The organism is Ornithinimicrobium sufpigmenti (assembly GCF_004322775.1).
Classification (GTDB): Bacteria; Actinomycetota; Actinomycetes; order Actinomycetales; family Dermatophilaceae; genus Ornithinicoccus; species Ornithinicoccus sufpigmenti.
The window spans coordinates 359,090-375,690 of the sequence record NZ_CP036403.1; the positions used below are offsets into that span (position 1 = coordinate 359,090).

16 protein-coding genes are annotated in these 16,601 nt (G+C 70.0%); 14 read left to right on the top strand and 2 right to left on the bottom strand.

Annotated features, from left to right (window positions below; genetic code table 11):
* Nucleotides 1-159: 159 nt before the first annotated feature.
* Both ESZ52_RS01695 and ESZ52_RS01700 read right to left on the bottom strand, forming a co-directional pair.
* Nucleotides 160-2,724 (bottom strand): AAA family ATPase, encoded by a 2,565-nt coding sequence (locus ESZ52_RS01695; RefSeq protein WP_131103412.1) that lies wholly within the window; start codon nucleotides 2,722-2,724, stop codon nucleotides 160-162.
* A 265-nt stretch (nucleotides 2,725-2,989) separates the two neighbouring features.
* Nucleotides 2,990-3,202 (bottom strand): helix-turn-helix domain-containing protein, encoded by a 213-nt coding sequence (locus tag ESZ52_RS01700; RefSeq protein ID WP_131103413.1) that lies wholly within the window; start codon nucleotides 3,200-3,202, stop codon nucleotides 2,990-2,992.
* Nucleotides 3,203-3,367: 165 nt separating this feature from the next.
* Between ESZ52_RS01700 and ESZ52_RS20060 the strand changes: the two genes are divergently transcribed.
* From ESZ52_RS20060 to ESZ52_RS01770, 14 genes are all read left to right on the top strand, one after another.
* Nucleotides 3,368-3,799: a helix-turn-helix domain-containing protein gene (locus tag ESZ52_RS20060; RefSeq protein ID WP_425600060.1), complete on the top strand. Its 432-nt coding sequence runs from the start codon at nucleotides 3,368-3,370 to the stop codon at nucleotides 3,797-3,799.
* A 249-nt stretch (nucleotides 3,800-4,048) separates the two neighbouring features.
* A complete protein-coding gene (locus ESZ52_RS01710) occupies nucleotides 4,049-4,660 on the top strand; it encodes a hypothetical protein (protein ID WP_131103415.1) in 612 nt (203 codons plus the stop codon).
* 251 nt (nucleotides 4,661-4,911) lie between these two features.
* On the top strand, nucleotides 4,912-5,580 hold the full coding sequence (locus tag ESZ52_RS01715) for a hypothetical protein (RefSeq protein WP_131103416.1): 669 nt from the start codon (nucleotides 4,912-4,914) through the stop codon (nucleotides 5,578-5,580).
* Between the two features lie 76 nt (nucleotides 5,581-5,656).
* Nucleotides 5,657-6,367, top strand: a complete 711-nt coding sequence (locus ESZ52_RS01720) for an SAF domain-containing protein (protein ID WP_131103417.1) — start codon at nucleotides 5,657-5,659, stop codon at nucleotides 6,365-6,367.
* A gap of 127 nt (nucleotides 6,368-6,494) precedes the next feature.
* Nucleotides 6,495-7,163, top strand: coding sequence for a hypothetical protein (locus tag ESZ52_RS01725; protein WP_238154313.1), 669 nt, complete (start codon nucleotides 6,495-6,497; stop codon nucleotides 7,161-7,163).
* Complete coding sequence (locus tag ESZ52_RS01730) at nucleotides 7,160-8,779, top strand: TadA family conjugal transfer-associated ATPase (protein ID WP_131103419.1); 1,620 nt, start codon at nucleotides 7,160-7,162, stop codon at nucleotides 8,777-8,779. Before ESZ52_RS01725 ends, ESZ52_RS01730 begins: the two co-directional genes overlap by 4 nt.
* A complete protein-coding gene (locus ESZ52_RS01735; RefSeq protein ID WP_131103420.1) occupies nucleotides 8,776-9,636 on the top strand; it encodes a type II secretion system F family protein in 861 nt (286 codons plus the stop codon). Before ESZ52_RS01730 ends, ESZ52_RS01735 begins: the two co-directional genes overlap by 4 nt.
* Nucleotides 9,633-10,553 carry a type II secretion system F family protein gene (locus ESZ52_RS01740; protein WP_131103421.1) on the top strand — a complete coding sequence of 307 codons (921 nt, stop codon included), beginning with the start codon at nucleotides 9,633-9,635 and terminating at the stop codon, nucleotides 10,551-10,553. The genes ESZ52_RS01735 and ESZ52_RS01740 overlap by 4 nt, the downstream gene beginning before the upstream one ends.
* An 88-nt stretch (nucleotides 10,554-10,641) precedes the next feature.
* Nucleotides 10,642-10,842 carry a hypothetical protein gene (locus tag ESZ52_RS01745; RefSeq protein ID WP_131103422.1) on the top strand — a complete coding sequence of 67 codons (201 nt, stop codon included), beginning with the start codon at nucleotides 10,642-10,644 and terminating at the stop codon, nucleotides 10,840-10,842.
* The gene (locus ESZ52_RS01750; protein ID WP_131103423.1) at nucleotides 10,842-11,264 is read left to right on the top strand and encodes a TadE/TadG family type IV pilus assembly protein; all 423 of its coding nucleotides are present in this window, start codon (nucleotides 10,842-10,844) and stop codon (nucleotides 11,262-11,264) included. Before ESZ52_RS01745 ends, ESZ52_RS01750 begins: the two co-directional genes overlap by 1 nt.
* Nucleotides 11,261-11,701 (top strand): TadE/TadG family type IV pilus assembly protein, encoded by a 441-nt coding sequence (locus tag ESZ52_RS01755; protein WP_131103424.1) that lies wholly within the window; start codon nucleotides 11,261-11,263, stop codon nucleotides 11,699-11,701. The genes ESZ52_RS01750 and ESZ52_RS01755 overlap by 4 nt, the downstream gene beginning before the upstream one ends.
* A gap of 7 nt (nucleotides 11,702-11,708) precedes the next feature.
* Nucleotides 11,709-12,155 (top strand): pilus assembly protein, encoded by a 447-nt coding sequence (locus tag ESZ52_RS01760; RefSeq protein WP_238154314.1) that lies wholly within the window; start codon nucleotides 11,709-11,711, stop codon nucleotides 12,153-12,155.
* A complete protein-coding gene (locus tag ESZ52_RS01765; RefSeq protein WP_131103425.1) occupies nucleotides 12,152-15,475 on the top strand; it encodes a LysM peptidoglycan-binding domain-containing protein in 3,324 nt (1,107 codons plus the stop codon). Before ESZ52_RS01760 ends, ESZ52_RS01765 begins: the two co-directional genes overlap by 4 nt.
* Nucleotides 15,476-15,745: 270 nt before the next feature.
* Nucleotides 15,746-16,585 carry a hypothetical protein gene (locus ESZ52_RS01770; RefSeq protein ID WP_131103426.1) on the top strand — a complete coding sequence of 280 codons (840 nt, stop codon included), beginning with the start codon at nucleotides 15,746-15,748 and terminating at the stop codon, nucleotides 16,583-16,585.
* Nucleotides 16,586-16,601 lie beyond the last annotated feature (16 nt).

Below are 16,601 nucleotides of genomic sequence, written 5' to 3' on the forward strand. Positions count from 1 at the left end.
GGGCTTGCGCGCGACCTTCCAGCAGGGTCTCGGTACGTGGCCAGTGTTCCGAGCTCGCGGCTTAGCCTCAATCCGAGGGATAGCCGAGCCACGCTAACGGGAGGGTGGGGACGCGTGGGATGGGACGTCGCAGTAGAAGTGGAGCGAGGTTCTGGTGCCCTATTTTCTGTACCCCTTTACCCGCTTGTACCACGCCTCCGCACGGTCGAGTTCCGCTGAAATTTCGTCTAGCGTGGGAGGCACGTAGTTCAGGGAGACATCTTGGTCATGGCGGGTCCAACCCGAGCACCGACCGTAGGACTCCTGAAGTTCACGGTTGTCGGCCTCCGTGATCTGCTCAGCAATTTTCACCATGGTGACGCTGACGTGCAGAGTGGATCTGTCGAATAGGAGGTCTGCTACCTCCTGACTGATGATGCGCTCCCAAGTCTGTGAGAGGCGCCCCGCCCACTTGCTCACCGCGTCCTCATACTCGTCCTGGGTCCACTCGCCTGCATTGACTTTCTTGGTCATGCGAGCAAGCTCAGCACGCAGGTCGTGGATGCGCGCAGGTGTGTCTTTGATGGTCCACGGGTGCTTCTGCTGAACAATCCCCGGCTGTCCGTCCGCCAGCCGGCGTTCGATGGTCCGTTCGGTGACCTCGACCCCATTGGCGCGAGCGCGCCTTTTCAGGCTCGCCGCGAATGCCACGTCATGGGTGAACACGATGACCTGGCGGTCCTTCGCAAACCGCGCCAGCCTCTGGGCCACCACATCGCGGCGCAGATGGTCCAGGCTCGTGACGGGATCGTCCAGCACGATGGCCGACTTGGATGCGTCAAGGTGCGCTTCCACGAAGTAGCCGGAGAGCCCGAGCGCTGTCTGCTCCCCTTCCGAAAGCACACGCGGGAGCTCCGCCTGGATGGCCGCTCCCACGAATGCGGGCTTGTGCAGGATCGATCCCCGCCTGACGCCCTGACCAAGCAGGGTCACCGTGTCGACGTGAAGGTCCTGAGACTCACGAGAGAAGCGGTCCTGGACGACGACCGTAACGTGCGAGGCTGTCAGGTCGCCCAACGCGCGGGAGATGCCCCGTGTGTCTGTCTGACGGCGTGCTTCGTGAAGCAGGCTTTCTTCTCGGCGCCGGTCACGCTCGGCACGGGCATTCTCCGCTGCCTCAGCGAGTCGCACCTTGGCGCGAAGTTCCTTCTGCACTGTTGCGAGTTCAGAAACCCTGTCGTTGAATGCGGTCGGGTCGATCAACCTGGCATCGACCGCGTAAGCCTTTCCCGCGGTGTCTAGCCGAGAAGACAGATCACGGCTGGGAACCGCTGGTACTTCAGTTGACGCGAGGAGCGCCTCTCGCCTCGCCTTCCAGCCCTCCATCGCCGCGAGTGCCTCGGAGTGTGACTGGTCGGCCTCATGCTGGATGTCGCGCAGGGCGATGGTGACGTTCGTCTGGTCGATCTGGACCGCCTCCACGCTGCTGATCCGTGCGGCGAGTCTGGCGGCAGCGGCGCGGGCGTGGTCCTCAGTAGTGTCGACCATCATCTGGTGAAAACGCTCGAGCCTCGCCCTGGCGTCGGCGCTCAGGGGCTGGTGGCAGAGCACGCAGTGGCCTCCGTCCCCCGTATGAGGAAAGCCCTTCTGCGGATAGGCGACCTCCTCGGAGTATTGGCGCGCAGCCGCCCAGAGCGCCCGCCAGGCGGTGCTGCCCACACCTTCCAAGGGTTCATCCGTAAACCGCGACGAGGCAGCCTCGTCGGCCAGTGCCCGAGTCTGCTGGGCTGTTTCCCGATCGGCGGCGAGCTCTTGCTCGAACTGGGCCCCAAGGGTGTTCTCTAGACGGGTGAGATGAGCCGAAATGATGGTGAACGCCCCTGCGATCTGATCGAGCCGGGCTGCTTCCTTCTCGGGGCTGGTCGCTCGCAGCCGACTCTCCTCCTCCCGCGCGACCTCGATCCGTTCCTCAGCGTCGTCTGGCGCCTTGCACATCTGATCCAGCGTCGTGTCGTCCGTCTCTCCGCTAAGGGTGGACAGCAACCTCCCCGCCGCCGTGTCGGGTTCGAGGGCGGGAAGCCCGACCGTCCGCTGCGCGTTCGCTGCGAGGCGGCCGTCGAGCACCTGCCGGACGCCGTCACATACGTCGATCAGTCCGTCCAGTAGACGCAAGGCCGATGGCCGGTAGACCGCCTCCCCCTCCTTGGTCACGTACAAGTCGCCGCATCGCTCGTCATAGAAACTGACCTGCTGGAGCTCAGATGGTGCGGCGTCGGAGAGAAGGACGGTGCGAGCCTGCCCATCCCACTCATATTCCAAGCAGGCAGCCTGGACGCCGCCCCCAGTAGAGAAAATGTCCGGAAGCACTCGCTCCTGATGCCGGGTGTGCACGAGGCTCTTCACGAGGCGCGCGTAGCCAGACTTGCCCGAGCCGTTGTTGCCGTAGACGACGGTGATTCCGGTGGGGCTGAACGTAAGTGTCTCTCCTGTAGCGAGGCGGTTGACGTTGCTGACGTCACGGATAGCTGTCAGAGTCACTGCCGGGGAAGCGACTTCGGCAGGCTGTTGAACACCAGCGAGCCAACCGCCATCGGGCTCGGACGGTTCTGGAAGCAGAAGAGCACCAGCAATCGCCTCGTAGTCCGCATCGTTCGGTGGGGTACCTGAAGCAAGTTGGACGATGGCCCTTTGTTGCCACCAGGGGCGGGTCGCCGCCCAGGCGATGATGTCCGCGTAAGCCGTCATGCCTTGTCTCCCCTTGCGTGAACGCCCGACCATCCAACGCCAGGCCGGCGCGAGGCTGGTCCCTCTTAAGCGAAGCATGCCAGGAGGCGCTGACGCGCCCGGGCCCCCTTGTCATGCGGCGGGTCTGCGTACTGAACTGCGGCGTTTGGTTACGTACCGAGGCGCTGCGGAGGCACAGCGCCGTGTTGCGCCGTGCCGGCAGGCGGGTCGACGGGTGAGGGACGTTCTCGGTGCTCCAGCCCGGCCGTCCCGCGGCTTGGGATCTTCACACCGTCGGCACACGAACCATCAAGCGATCCACGTCCTCCGGGTTCACCCGAAGGACTCGCTGCCCAACTCTGTAGGCAGGCAAGCGTCCTTCGGCGATTCTGCGGCGAAGCGTGCGGGTGCTTAGGCCGGTCCGTCTGGCCGCTTGGGTCAGCGACTCGAATTGGAGGCGTCGGCGAGGGGTCGATTCAGTTCTACCTGGAGTGCTCATGCCCCCAAAAGCGGCGGGGTGCTGCCCAGGGTCTCAGCAGATCTGCAGGATGCCGGGCCGATCGCCCCCTGGCAGCAGCCGAATCTCGCCTGACGACCGGAGCCTATAGTGCAGCGAGTGGGCGCCTTGGCCGCAGAGAGTTCTGCTGCATACGCGAGAGTGCCGGTGAGCGCCGCGCGTCTGCGCGATCTGCGACTAAGCAACGGTTGGACGCAGCACGCGCTCTCCGAGATGGTCGGTGTCAAGGGGTCTGCTGCGGTTTCGGCATGGGAGAGGGGTCTCGCGGTGCCGAGGCCGGCCACACTACTGCGTATAGCGCGGGCCTTAGGGGTGGAACCCGTCGACCTGCTGCAGCGAGACGGTGTCGAGGCCCTAGCGCTCCGAGAGTTGCGAGTCATCCAAGGGATGAGCCTGAGAGAGCTCGCCGCTGCCGCCAGCACGTCGACGTCCACCCTGAGGAGGTGGGAGAGCGGCAGCTACGTGAGGGCACCGGGCGCGGATGTTGTTCGCGCCCTAGCTCAGGCCCTGGATGTCCAGCCTGAACGGGTGAAAGAGGCGTTGGCGAAGGCTCGCGACCTCGCCAGCGGGCGGCCCTGATCTCGCGGGTGGGCGTGGGCAGCCGCGGGTAAAGGTTTGGTAAGAACCCTCGGAGGCGCCAGATCTGGGCCCTAGGCTCGACTGGGACAAGGTCAAGAGGGGGTCGCCCGTGCGCTGGTTCATGTTGTCCACAGGCTCCTGGCTTGCGCCGGTTGGACGTCACCAACTAGCGGTAATGTGCCAAGTTATCCGCGCGTGAGACCCAGACCGCACGTCGGCCGCTTTGGTAGGCATGGAAGGAACCGAGACATGTCGAGCACTCGAGTGAGACTGGCGAGCCTGGTCGCAGCGGGGGTGCTGAGCCTTTTTGGGTGTGCCGGTGGCCTCGATGACGAGCGCACGACGCCAGCGCCGACCACGGTGGCTCCCTCGCGCCCGGAGCCCGGCCCGACGTCTGAAGAGCCGGCCGACGACGTGCAGACCACCACTGCGCCGCCGGAACTCTCGGCCGAGGAACAGGACCAGGCGGACATCGTGGAGACGTTGCTGGCCTACGGCCACGCCCTGGATCGAGCCCGCATCGGTGAGGACTCGATCGAGGGGATCTACCCATTTTCCAGGGACACGGCCCGAGAGCAGTGGGTGACGCAGCTGATGGCCTACGAAGCGCAGGGCATCACCTTGACTGGTATGTCTGAGTTGCAGGTGCTGGAGATCTCGGTCGATGGAGGCACTGCCGAAGCGAAGGCTTGCGTGGACGTCTCTCAGGTTGATGCGGTGGACGCCAACGGTGACTCGGTCATCTCGGAGGAGCGGTTGGACCGGACGCTCAAGGACTTCGTTCTAGAGCGAGACGACTCCGCCGAAGTCGGCTGGTATGTCGTCGAAGACACAAACAGGAACGAGCCGTGCGACGGTTAAGCCTCCTGTGGCTCGTCCTAGCGATGATCATGAGCTCAGGACTGGTGGCCTTGATCGGCACGCCAGCACAGGCTCAGCCAGCGGAGTGCAAGGTGCGCGACGAAACTACCGGCTGGTGCATGATCTACGTCCCCCCGCCCCCGCCGGACTATCCGGCACCGCCAGGTGGCGGCGGTGGTGGCGCCGGCGGGGGAGAGCCTGGAGATCCCGTCTGCATAGACCACCTGACCGGGAGCGAGTACCCGTGCATCGTGGGCACGTGGTACTGGTCCTACAACTGGGCCTGCTACACCAAGTACGCCGAGCCGCAGCCGCCCAGGTCTGATCCGGTCTGGAGCGGTCGCACCGATGGCGCGATCTTCTGGTGTTCCCGCGGTGTGACCCTGTCCGACCCGTTCCCTGCGGACACGGTCCCTCGGTGGGCGCCGAGCCCGCCGTGGGGTGCCCCTCCGGACCCGGAGGAGCTGGCGCGGGCTGCGGTGGAGTCCATGAACCTGAGGGCGATCGAGATCGGAATCGTTCCCGAGCAGGGACCTGGTCGCGTCGGCCTGGTGGGGATGCCGACGTGGATGTGGGTGCAGGACCGGAGCGGGTCCACGTGGGGACCCATTAGCCGGACGGCGACCAGCGGGCCGTGGTCAGTGACGGCGACAGCCGAGGTGGACCGGATCGAGTGGGACATGGGGGACGGGACCACAGTGGTCTGCACCACCCCGGGCACTCCGTACGAGGACCGGTTCGGTGACTTGGATAGCCCGGACTGTGGCCACCGGTACGAGGTGCAGGGGCATTACCCGGTCTCGGCCACCTCGTACTGGGTCATCAACTGGGCCGGCATCGGCCAGTCAGGAACCATCGAGATGGACCTGGTCCGGGACGGGCAGATCGTGATGGGGGAGGCCCAAGTGCTGAGCCAGTAGGGGTAGAGCGCCAGCCAAGTTCGGGGAGGGGAGACCTCGAGCAAGTCAGCAAAGGTAGAGACGGGGAGTGACGCACATGGCGAAGAAGTTCGACACGACGGAGGGCCAGGGCGGCACCGGCGGGTCCTTGCCGCCTAACACCACACCACCCACAGCCGAGCCGACCGCGGTGGCGGCGCCACCGAAGTTGCGCCGCCGTCCGTTGCTGGCTCTGGCGGGTCTGGGCCTGGTGGTGATGGGCGCACTGCTGGCGGTGTGGGTGTACCTGTCCAACACCGATGCCACGAGTGCGGTGGCGGTGCGGGACACGGTGCTGCGGGGGGAGACGATCACCGCAGCGGACCTGATGACGGTCCAGGTGTCCCCGGACCCGGCCCTGCAGCTGGTGCCGGCCGGCGATCTGGACTCCTTCGTCGGTAAGCGTGCCGCCCGCGATCTGTCCGCTGGTGCGCTGCTGACCCCCGATGCGGCCGCCGAGCAGGTCGTGCCCGGGGCTGGTGAGTCCGTGGTGGGTCTGGCGCTGACGTCCGGGCTGATGCCTGGGGAGCCGTTGATGGTGGGGGACCGGGTGCGGGTGGTGGCCACCCCCGGCCAGGCCGGGGACCCTGCGGTGTTCGAGTCCGCCGACGCCGTGTTCGGGGCTGAGGTGGTCGGAGTGACTGCCTCGGTGGAGTCGCCGCAGACGGTGGTGTCGGTCCTGGTCCCGGAGCAGGACGCGGCACGGATCGCGCAGTGGGCCTCCGCGGGGCGGGCCGCGGTGGTGCTGGACAGCCGGGAGGGCGACTGAGATGGCGGTCATCGCGTTGACGTCGGCCTCCGGTTCTCCGGGGGTGACGACGACCGCACTGGGGTGGGCGCTGTCCCGTGGGCGGCCCACTGTGCTGGTGGATGCCGACCCCACGGGGGGTGCGTCCGTGTTGGCCGGGTACCTGCGCGGGCAGATGGTTCCCCCGGATGCGCTGCTGGAGCTGTGGGCGGCCCACCAGCAGGGTCGGCTGCGGTCGGCCCTGCCGTCTCTGACCATGTCCCTGCCCGACTCTCGAGTGGGGCTGCTGCCGGGTACCCGTTCGCACGGTCAGGCCCGAGGGCTGGTCGGCCTGTGGGAGCCGTTGCTGGCGGCGCTGAAGGCGTTGGAGGGCACGGGGCAGGACGTCATCGTCGACGTGGGGCGCCTGGGCCTGGCCGGGTCGCCCACGCCGTTGCTGTACGGAGCGGACCTGGCCCTGGTGGTGTGCCGGGCCGACCTGGTGTCGTTGTCCTCCCTGCGGTCGTGGCTGGCGACCCTGCACACCGAGCTCGAGGAGGTCGGTGGGGCGACGTCGCTGGGCGTGGTGCTCATCGGCCCCGGCCGGCCCTACAGCGAGGTCGAGGTCGGCAAGGTCCTGGCCCCGGTGTGCGGCGGGCGGTCCCCGATCCTGGCGTCCGTGGCCTGGGATCCCAAGGCCGCGTCCGCGTTCTCCGCCGGCGCCCAGGTGCGCCGCCTGGAGTCGAGCAAGCTCGTCCGCAGCCTGCAGAACCTCGACGAAGCCGCGCGGAAACGGATCGCGAGCAATACCAACGACCTGAGCGAGGTGCGGGCATGAGCATCGAGAACTACGCCGAGCAGCCCGAAGTGACAGCCAGCTCCGACCCGACCGGGCTGCCCCTGTTCACCACCCCGCTCACCACGGAGGCCGCCCCCGGATCGTCCCGTGGCCGCCGACGCGGGGGATTCGCCCTGAACCAGGACACGGGCGAGCAGTCCGGCCACCCCTCGGCACGTGCTGCTGCCTCCCAGCCCGAGCCGGGTCGGGGCGACAACGTCGTGCCGCTGCAGACCAGGGACGCGGGCCGGTCGGGCCTGCATGGCTGGTCCCAGGACGGACTGGACTGGGAGCTGGTGGCCACCCTGCGGCAGCAGACCGCGGACCGTCTGTCCCAGGAAGGGACCCCCACCGGTGAGGACGACCGGGAGACCCAGCAGGAGCGGGGACGGGCGATCATCACCGAGCTGCTGGGTCAGGAGGCCACCGAGCGGCTCCGGGCCGGGGAAGCCGCCTGGGACGCCGAGGTCCAGGACGGGTTGGCCCGGGCCGTGTTCGACGCGGTGTTCGGGCTGGGCAGATTGCAGCCGCTGGTCGATGACCCGCAGGTGGAGAACATCATGATCTTCGGCCACGACCAGGTCACCGTCGAGCTCACCGGCGGCCGGCAGGTCATGGCGGCGCCGGTGGCCGACTCCGACCAGGAGCTGGTGGACTTTCTGTCTTTCGTGGCCTCCCGCTCGGAGGTGAACGCCCGCCCGTTCTCCCCGTCCCACCCCGAGCTGCACCTGCGGCTGGACGGCGGTGCCCGTCTGGCGGCGCAGGCGTGGGTGACGCCGCGACCGCAGGTGGTGATCCGTCGGCACCGGTTGACCCAGGTGTCCCTGGAGGACCTGGTCGACCTTGGCGCCATGACCCCGGTCGCGGCCTCCTTCCTGGCCGCGGTGGTCCGCTCGGGCCGTTCGGTCGTGGTCTCCGGCGCCCAGGGTGCGGGCAAGACCACGATGGTGCGGGCCCTGTGCAACGAGATCCCCCGGTACGAGGTCATCGGCACCTTCGAGACCGAGCACGAGCTGCACCTGCACCACATGCCCGAACGGCACCCCTACGTCTTCGCCTGGGAGGCCCGGCCCGGATCGGGCGAGGTTGGTCCGGACGGGTCGCGTGCGGGGGAGTACACGCTGGACCAGGCGCTGCACGGCAGCTTCCGGATGAACCTGAACCGGCAGATCGTCGGTGAGGTCCGCGGGCCGGAGGCCGCGGCGATGCTCAAGGCCATGCAGTCGGGGTCGGGGTCGATCTCCACCACGCACGCCGCTCACGCCGTCGGTGCGGTGGAGAAGCTGGTGACCTGCGTCATGGAGGCCGGGCAGCACGCGACCCACGACTTCGCACTGCGCTCGGTCGCCTCCGGTGTCGACGTCGTCGTCCACGTCAGCAAGGAGACCCACCCGGCACCGGATGGCACGGCCCAGGTGACCCGGTACGTCTCGGAGATCATCGCCGTCGCACTGGGGGAGCAGCAGACCGGCTACGCGATCACCCACGTGTTCAAGGCCGACGCGGGCTCGACCACGGCCCGTCCTCACGTCCTGCCCGACGACTACCGAGACCTGGTCCGGTTCGGCTTCGACCTGGCCGGGTTCACCGACGGACAGGAAGGGACCGGGGCATGAGCACCTTGCTCGTCGCTGTTGCCGGCGCTCTGGTCGCTGGTGGCCTGCTCGCACTAGTGGCCGGGCTGGCGGCCCGGCCCGTCCCACCGGCCCGGCCGCAGCGGAGCAGCACCCGGCGTCTGCGCCGGATGAGCCCGCGGACCCGGATGCTGGCAGGCGCCGGTCTGGGTATCGGTGCTCTGCTGGCGGTGCTGACCGGGTGGGTGATCGCCGTGGTCATCGCCCCGCTGGCCCTGGCCGGTATCCCGGTGCTGCTGGCCGCGCCCCCCGCGCAGCGGGAGGTCCAGCGGCTGGAGGCGATGGAGGAGTGGGTGCGGACAGTGGCCGGCACCCTGGGCGCAGGGGTCGGTCTGGAGCAGGCTCTGCTGCGGTCCTTGCGTTCTACCCCTGAGCCGATCAAGCCGGAGGTGACCCGCCTGGCAGGACGGTTGCGGGCCCGGTGGGGGACCGAGGACGCGCTGCGGGCCTTCGCCGATGACCTGGACGACCCGACCGGGGACCTGATCGCCGCCAACCTCGCCCTTGGTGCCCGCCGCCGCGGTGGTGGCCTGGCCACCGTGCTGGGTGCGCTGGCGCAGTCCGTGGGTGAGGACGTGCGCGCCCGGCGCGAGATCGAGTCCGACCGGGCCAAGCCGCGGGCCAACGCTCGCCTGATCACCGGCATCACCCTGTCGGTGCTGGTCTTCCTGTCCTTGTCCGGGGACTACATCGCCCCCTACGGGACCCCGATCGGGCAGGTGCTGCTGGGCACCTTCCTGGCGATGTACGTCGGGATGCTGATCTGGCTGCGCAAGATGGCCCAGGGCAAGCCGATGCCGCGCTTCATCGGCACCTCTGTGCGGGAGCGTGCGGCGTGACCGCGCTGCAGCTGCTGCTGGCCGCCGGCGGGCTCGTCGGGGCGGGTCTGGCGCTGGTGCTGTTCCAGCTGGTCCCGTCCCACCCCGACCTAGGGCAGACGCTGGCCCGGCTCTCACCGGCCGGTGCCCGCGAGGCCCAGAACGCGGCCAAGGCCGTGGCCCAGCCGAAGGTGAAGGGCGACGACGACATCCGCGACGTGCTCGGCGCCTGGGGCGCCCGGCACCTCCCGGCCCGTCTGTGGGGCAAGGTGGCACCGGCCGACCTGGCCGTCTTGGGCATGACGCCGGCACGGTTCTGCGGCGAGAAGATCATGTACGCCTTCATCGGCCTGATCGCCGGACCGGTCCTGTCGGCCGCGGTGCTGTTCTCGTTTTCCTTCCCGCTGTACGTCCCGGTGGCCGCCACCGTGGCCCTGGTGGTGGCGCTGTGGTTCATCCCGACCTACAACGTGGTCACCGACGCCCACGAGGCACGGGTCGATTTCGCCCGCTCCCTGGGCGCGTTCGTCGACCTGGTCGCCCTCGAGATGGCCTCCGGTTCAGGCCCTCGACAGGCGATGGAGGCCGCTGCCGCCGTCGGGGACTCCTGGGTCTTCCGCCGGATGCGCGAAGAGCTGGCCCGCACCCGCTGGTCGGGGATCACCCCCTGGGATGCGCTGCGGCAGCTGGGCGACGAGATCAACATGCCCGACCTGCACGAGCTGGCCGACATCATGCGCCTGTCCGGGGAGGACGGAGGACGGGTCTACCCCCAGCTCAAGGCCCGCGCCGCCAGCATGCGCTCGGCGATCCTGTCCGCGCAGAAGACCCGCGCAAACGAGGTCAGCGAACGCATGACCCTGCCGATGACCCTGCTCGGGATGATCTTCCTGGTCATCCTCATCACCCCACAGATCCTGCGCATGGTGGGGAGCTGATCGACACGACCCCCCAACTACGCGCCCGGCGCACATCTGGACACGAAGCCAGCTTGCACACCCATCACGAGCACGAAGGGGAAACCCCATGAAGAAGTCCACTCTGAGGTACAGCCTCTCGGCGCTGACCGTTCCGCAGCGGCTGCGCCAGGAGCTCACGGCACGCGGTGAGCGCGGATCCATCTCGGTGGAGACCGTCGTCATCGCCCTGGGCCTGTTCGCCCTGGCCACCTTGATCGTCGGCCTGCTGACCGCCTGGGCCACCGGCAAGCTGAGCGGCCTGACCTGATGACCCGCCGACTCGGATCCCGGACCCGGGCGGTGGCGCGTGTCCTGCGCGCAGCCGGCCGGGACCGTGGTTCGAGCTCGGTCGAGGTCGTCGTCCTGCTGCCGCTGGTCTTCCTGATGATCTTCGCGATGGTGCAGGGCGGCCTGTGGTTCCACGCCCGCGCGGTCGTCCTGGGTGCGGCCCAGGAAGGTGCCCGCGTCGCCGCCGCGGAGAGCTCCTCGGCCGGTGCCGGGATCTCCGCGGCCACCTCGTTCATCGCCGACGCCGGCAGCGGCGTGGTGATCAACCCTGCCGTCACCGGGTCGCGGTCGGCCACGACCGCGACAGTGACCGTCACAGGGCAGGCGCAGAGCCTGGTCCCCTTCCTGAACCCCTCGGTGGCCCAGTCGGCCAGTTTCCCGACCGAGAGGATCACCGGATGATCCGCGCGCGCAGGGCCGGGTGCGACCGGGGATCGGTGTCGGTGGAGATGGTGATCCTGGGCCCGGTCCTGCTGTTCTTCGTCCTGGCCGTGTTCTTCGCCGGCCGGTACGCCCTGGCCCAGCAGTCCGTCCAGGCCGCGGCTGCCGAGGCGGCCCGGGCCGCCTCGATCGCCCGGTCAGCCGGGGAGGCGTCCGGGTCGGCGACCGGGGCAGCGTCGGCGTCCCTGGCCAACCAGGACGTGCGCTGCGCGACCCAGTCGGTGTCGGTGGACACCAGCGCCTTCGCGCAGGGCCCCGGCACACCCGGGCTGGTCACAGCGACCGTGTCGTGCCAGGTCGACATGTCCGATCTGGCGTTCCCAGGAATCCCCGGCAACCGCACTTTGGTGGCGACCATGTCTTCGCCCCTTGATACGTACCGCTCGAGGCAGGGGTGAGACGGTGATGAGCACCGGCACGGTGAGAAGGCCGCTGCGGGACGGTGCCGAGCGCGGCTCGGTGGGGGTGTTCGTCATCGTCATCGCGGCCTCGTTCCTGATCATCGCGGGGCTGGCTGTGGACGTCTCCGGGCACCTGCACGCGATGCAGGAGGCCCGAGCCACCGCCCGCGAGGCGGCCAGGGTCGGTGGGCAGCAGCTCCAGGCGCCCGCCGGGGTCCGCGGCCTGGGGGCGGTGGCCGACCCCGGCCAGGCCGCGGAGGCCGCGCAGGCGTACCTGTCCAGTGCCGGAGTCACCGGTTCGGCGTCCGTCACCGGCCCGGCCAGCATCAGCGTCGACGTCACGTCGGTCTACCCGACCCGATTCCTGTCGATCGTCGGCGTGCCCAGCCTGAGTGCCACCGGCACGGCGCAGGCACGGATCACCCGGTCCGTGGAAGGAGTGGAGCAATGAGATCCCGTCAACGCCTCATCGGCCTGGGCGCACTGGTCGTCCTGGCCGGCATCCTGGTGGGGCTGCCCGCCCTGTTGCTGGCCCTGGGCGGCAATTCGCTGCCGGAGACCCTTCCCAGCGTGGAGCAGGTCCGCGACGCTTTGTTGACCCCCGACGACGGCACCCTGGCCCTGACCGGGGCCAAGCTGCTCGGCTGGGTGGTCTGGGCCGCACTGAGCCTTAGCATCGTCGTCGAGGCCGTCTCGGCGCTGCGCGGCGTCCGACCCCCGAGGCTGCCTGCCCTGTCCCTGCCCCAGTCCGGCATGCGGCCCCTGGTCGTCGCCGCGCTGGCCCTGTTCATCGCGTCCCCCGGCGGGGTCGTTCCGGCGGCCTCAGCGGCACCCGCCCCGGTCACCGTGCCGGCGGTTGCTTCTGCCCCAGTGACAGCCGGGGCCGACACGGCTCCCGCCCCGGTCACGGCGACCCCTGCAGCCACCACAGAGCAGGAGCCCACGAACCCCTACGTGGTGCGCCCTGGGGACACGCTCTGGTCCATCGCTGCCCAGCACCTGGGGTCCGGGCACGACTACCCCCGCATCGTCGACCTCAATCCCGAGCGCCTGGCCGGTGGTGCCGACTGGGTCACCCCCGGCATGGTGCTGCAGCTCCCCGCGACCGAGACCGGGACAGGCGCCGCCGAGCAGGCCGGCCAGGAGCAGGAGGTGGTTGTCGAGACCGGCGACACCCTCAGCGGCCTGGCTGCTGAGCACCTGGGCGAGGCCGACCGGTGGCCGGAGATCTACGAGGCCTCCACCGGCACCGTCCAGACGGACGGGCGACGCCTGACCGACCCCGACCTGATCCATCCCGGCTGGCGCCTGGGCCTGCCCGCGGCGGCCGGAGGCGAGGACCAGGAACGGCCGGCGCCGGCCACCGCTGGTGCGCGGACTGCCGCCGACGTCGGCACTGCCCTGGGCGCCCAGCCAGACACCTCCGACGCAGCCGAGCCGGAGCAGCCGGTCGGGGCGAGCCCGACAGGTGGTGCGGCCGCCCGGTCGGGCATCACCCTAGGTGCCGCCGCGGGCGCCACCTCAACCGTCGACAGCGCCCCGCAGGCCGGGTCCGACACCGGTGGAGTCGTCGGTCGTGGCGTCGGTGGGGACGCTGCTGGAGACGGCAGAGACGCTGCCGGGGACGTCGAGGAGGACACCCCTCCGGCGTGGCTGCTGGAGGGCATCGTCGGGTCCGGGGCCCTGCTGGGAGGGGCGCTGTTCCTCGCGCTGACTTTGCGCCGCCGTTCCCGGTTCCGGACCCGCCGCCCCGGGCGTGCCCTCGCCTTGCCCGACCCGGTCCTGGGGCCCGTGGAGAAGACGATCCAGACCCGGGGCCGGTCGGCGGCTCACACCCTAAGGCAGCTGGACCAAGCCCTGCGCCGCCTCGGTGGGGCGTGCGCCGCGACCGGGGCCCCCGTCCCGGCCGTGGCGGCCGTGCAGCTGGCCGGTGACGGCATGTGGCTGCACCTGTGGCAACCGGCTGACCTGAGCGCCCCGTGGGAGGACACCGGGGACGGCCAGCGCTGGTTCCTGCCCGCGAGCACCGCGGTGGAACGGATCGGCCCGCTCGAGCAGGACGCTCCTGCACCGTTCCCGCTGCTGGTCTCCATCGGCGGCGGAGACGACGGGTCGGCGTGGCTGCTGAACCTGGAGGACCTGGAGGTGGCCCTGACCGGGGAGGCCGAGTACGTGGACGACCTGGCCCGCTACCTGGCTGCGGAGGTCGCGGTGAACCCGTGGTCGGCCGGGGTGAGGCTCGACTGCGTCGGTATCGCCTTCGAGGTCGCTCCGATGAACCCGGCCCGGGTGCGCGTCGCGGACGCCGGCGCCGTCGAGGACCTGGTCGCCGAGGTTGTCGGCGTCATCGACCGGGTAGGGGAGGGAGACGTGCCCACCGCCCGGGTGCGCCAGGACGGTGAGGACACCTGGCCGGCCCGGCTGGTCCTGCTCAGCACTGACGGTGCGGCGCCTGCGGCCACCGACCAGCTGCGCCAGCTGCTGGCCCAGCACGCCGGGAGCACGGGCGCCTCGGTGGTCGTCCGCAGCGGCACCCCTACCGACACCGCGATGCACATCGAAGCCACCGCCGACGGGCGGGTCCGCATCCCCGCCACCGGGCTGGACCTGGTCGGCGTGGGCCTGACCGCCGACGAGGCGGCGGGATGTGCGGCGCTGCTGGCCCAGTCGCACGCCGAGCCCGACGTGCCGATGCCGGCAGCCACACCCGACAGTGATGAGTCCGAGGACGACTGGAGGGGCTGGACCGACCAGGCCGGTGCTATCCGCCCTGAGCACAGCGCCGGGCGGGACGCGGCTGTCGACCACCAGGACCTGGCGACGCTCCTGCCCGAGGGTGACGAGGTCTACGAGCAGGAGGCGGCCACCACGGCGCAGGACCTCTCGGTGCTGGCCCCGCGGGTAGAACCGGACGTCGCCCGCCAGGTGCTGCAGGCCGATCCGGCCCTGGATGCCGACCTGGCCGCGTGGTGGGACCCGGCTGTCCGCGTGCCCCGGCTCACCCTCCTAGGCCCGGTCCAGGCCAAGGCGTGGGGCAAACCGTTGGCCGAGCGCAAGGGGTACATGACCGAGCTGCTGGCCTACCTGGCGGTGCACCCCCGCGGGGTCACCACCGCGCAGACGGCGGAGGCGTTCGGGATCACCGAGGCCAGGACCCGCGACTACATCGGCCGCTGCCGTGACTGGCTCGGCACTGACCCGGTCACCGGAGAGCTGCACATTCCGCACGCCCAGGAGGCCCCCGCGACCCGCGCGCGCGGCGTGAACGTCTACCAGGTGCTCGGCCTGCTGTTCGACGTCGACCTCTTCCGCCGGCTCCGCACCCGGGCGGTCGCCCGCGGCGGCACCGAGGGCATCGGGGACCTCAAGGCTGCGCTGCGCCTGGTCCAGGGACGTCCCTTCGACCAGCTGCGCCGTGGAGGATGGGGCTGGCTGTTCGAGGGGGACCGGCTCGACCACCACATGACCTGTGCGGTGGTCGACGTCGCCCACATCGTCGCCACCCACGACCTGCAGACCGGCGACTTGGCCGGGGCACGGGCAGCGGCGGAGATCGCCTTCCTCGCCGCCCCAGAGGAGGAGATCCCCACGCTCGACCTGGTCGCGGTCACCGCACGGGAGGGCAACACGGCCGAAGCGGTCCGCCTGCTGCAGACCGACGTCTGCAACCGCACCGACGACCCCGACCTCCCGCCGGGCGACCTGCCCGAACGCACCCAGCGGATCATCGATGGTCACGGCTGGCTGGAGGACAGGAAAGAAGCCGTCTAACCCAGCGAACCTCACCGGCAGCAACCCCCACGCAACTCTCCCCAGAGTCTCCCCCCGCGTGGGGGTTGCTCTATGCCCAGGAGTGAGGACCCGTGGCGCGTCCGGGGTCGGGGTGCGGGCAGTTGGCAAGGGGTCCGCACGAACATCTCCAGAGACGTTCAGAGACGCCCGCTGACCGGCGGTTTCGTGGCGTCTCCCCCCGGGGGGGCCCGGCCAGATCGGGCCTAGCAGAGACGGAACCGGGAGCGTTGTTTGGCGACCTTTCTCGTCGTGATCGCACGACGAGAGGAGCTCGAGGTGAGCCTGGCGACGCAGCTTGGTCTGGAGCAGCCGCACGGGGACCTGCTGGTCTCCGCGTGTGCCCGATGGCATGAGTGGCAGCGCACCCACCCGGTGCTGGGTGTTTGTGACGACCTCCTGGAGCTACCGGGGTGGGTCAAGCAGGCGACCCCGGATGAGACGAACGAGGTTCTGCTGGCGCTGGCCGAGCTGGGGGCGGCGGACGGTGGGGACGACCCGGCCGCGACGGCCGCGCTGTTGTGGTTGCTCCTTCCGGGCGCGGTGGGGATCGCCCGCGCCCTGATGCCGTTGAGCGAACGGATCGACGAGCTCGTCGCGGCGCAGCTGTGGATCTGCGCCCGCACCGTCAGCTGGGCCAAGGGGATCTGGGTCGCCGCGACGGTCCTGATGAACACGCGCCGGGAGGTGATGACCGACCTGGGGTTGTCGATGGACCCGCGGGCGGCCCGCGCCGAGCTCCCGTCGGCGGACCCCGAACTACTGATGGCACCTGGTGTTGGCGCGCGTCCGGTCGGTACCTGCGTACCGCAGGGTGCCGCGGCGGCCCACAGCGGCGTGCTGCACGAGCTCTTGGAGGACGCCACCGGCGCCGGCGTGGTGAACGAGGACGACTGCCACCTGCTGCTGCGCCTGGCCGAGTACGCCGACACCCCCCGCGGCGGCCGCGGCCGGGGCGGCCTGTTCGCCCGATCGAGTGCTGCCGACGTGGCCAGGGAATGGAGCGTGTCCCGAGCGACCGTCACCCGCCGGGCCGAGCGGGCACTGCGGGCACTGCAGGACACCTACGCAAGAACAGTTCGCTCGGCGTGAGACCCAGAACCTCGCC

Coding starts and splice junctions, on each gene's coding strand:
- ESZ52_RS01760 (WP_238154314.1), top strand. CDS start 11,709: ATGAGCACCGGCACGGTGAGAAGGCCGCTGCGGGACGGTGCCGAGCGC.
- ESZ52_RS01755 (WP_131103424.1), top strand. CDS start 11,261: ATGATCCGCGCGCGCAGGGCCGGGTGCGACCGGGGATCGGTGTCGGTG.
- ESZ52_RS01750 (WP_131103423.1), top strand. CDS start 10,842: ATGACCCGCCGACTCGGATCCCGGACCCGGGCGGTGGCGCGTGTCCTG.
- ESZ52_RS01695 (WP_131103412.1), bottom strand. CDS start 2,724: ATGACGGCTTACGCGGACATCATCGCCTGGGCGGCGACCCGCCCCTGG.
- ESZ52_RS01700 (WP_131103413.1), bottom strand. CDS start 3,202: ATGAGCACTCCAGGTAGAACTGAATCGACCCCTCGCCGACGCCTCCAA.
- ESZ52_RS01710 (WP_131103415.1), top strand. CDS start 4,049: ATGTCGAGCACTCGAGTGAGACTGGCGAGCCTGGTCGCAGCGGGGGTG.
- ESZ52_RS01745 (WP_131103422.1), top strand. CDS start 10,642: ATGAAGAAGTCCACTCTGAGGTACAGCCTCTCGGCGCTGACCGTTCCG.
- ESZ52_RS01730 (WP_131103419.1), top strand. CDS start 7,160: ATGAGCATCGAGAACTACGCCGAGCAGCCCGAAGTGACAGCCAGCTCC.
- ESZ52_RS01765 (WP_131103425.1), top strand. CDS start 12,152: ATGAGATCCCGTCAACGCCTCATCGGCCTGGGCGCACTGGTCGTCCTG.
- ESZ52_RS01720 (WP_131103417.1), top strand. CDS start 5,657: ATGGCGAAGAAGTTCGACACGACGGAGGGCCAGGGCGGCACCGGCGGG.
- ESZ52_RS01735 (WP_131103420.1), top strand. CDS start 8,776: ATGAGCACCTTGCTCGTCGCTGTTGCCGGCGCTCTGGTCGCTGGTGGC.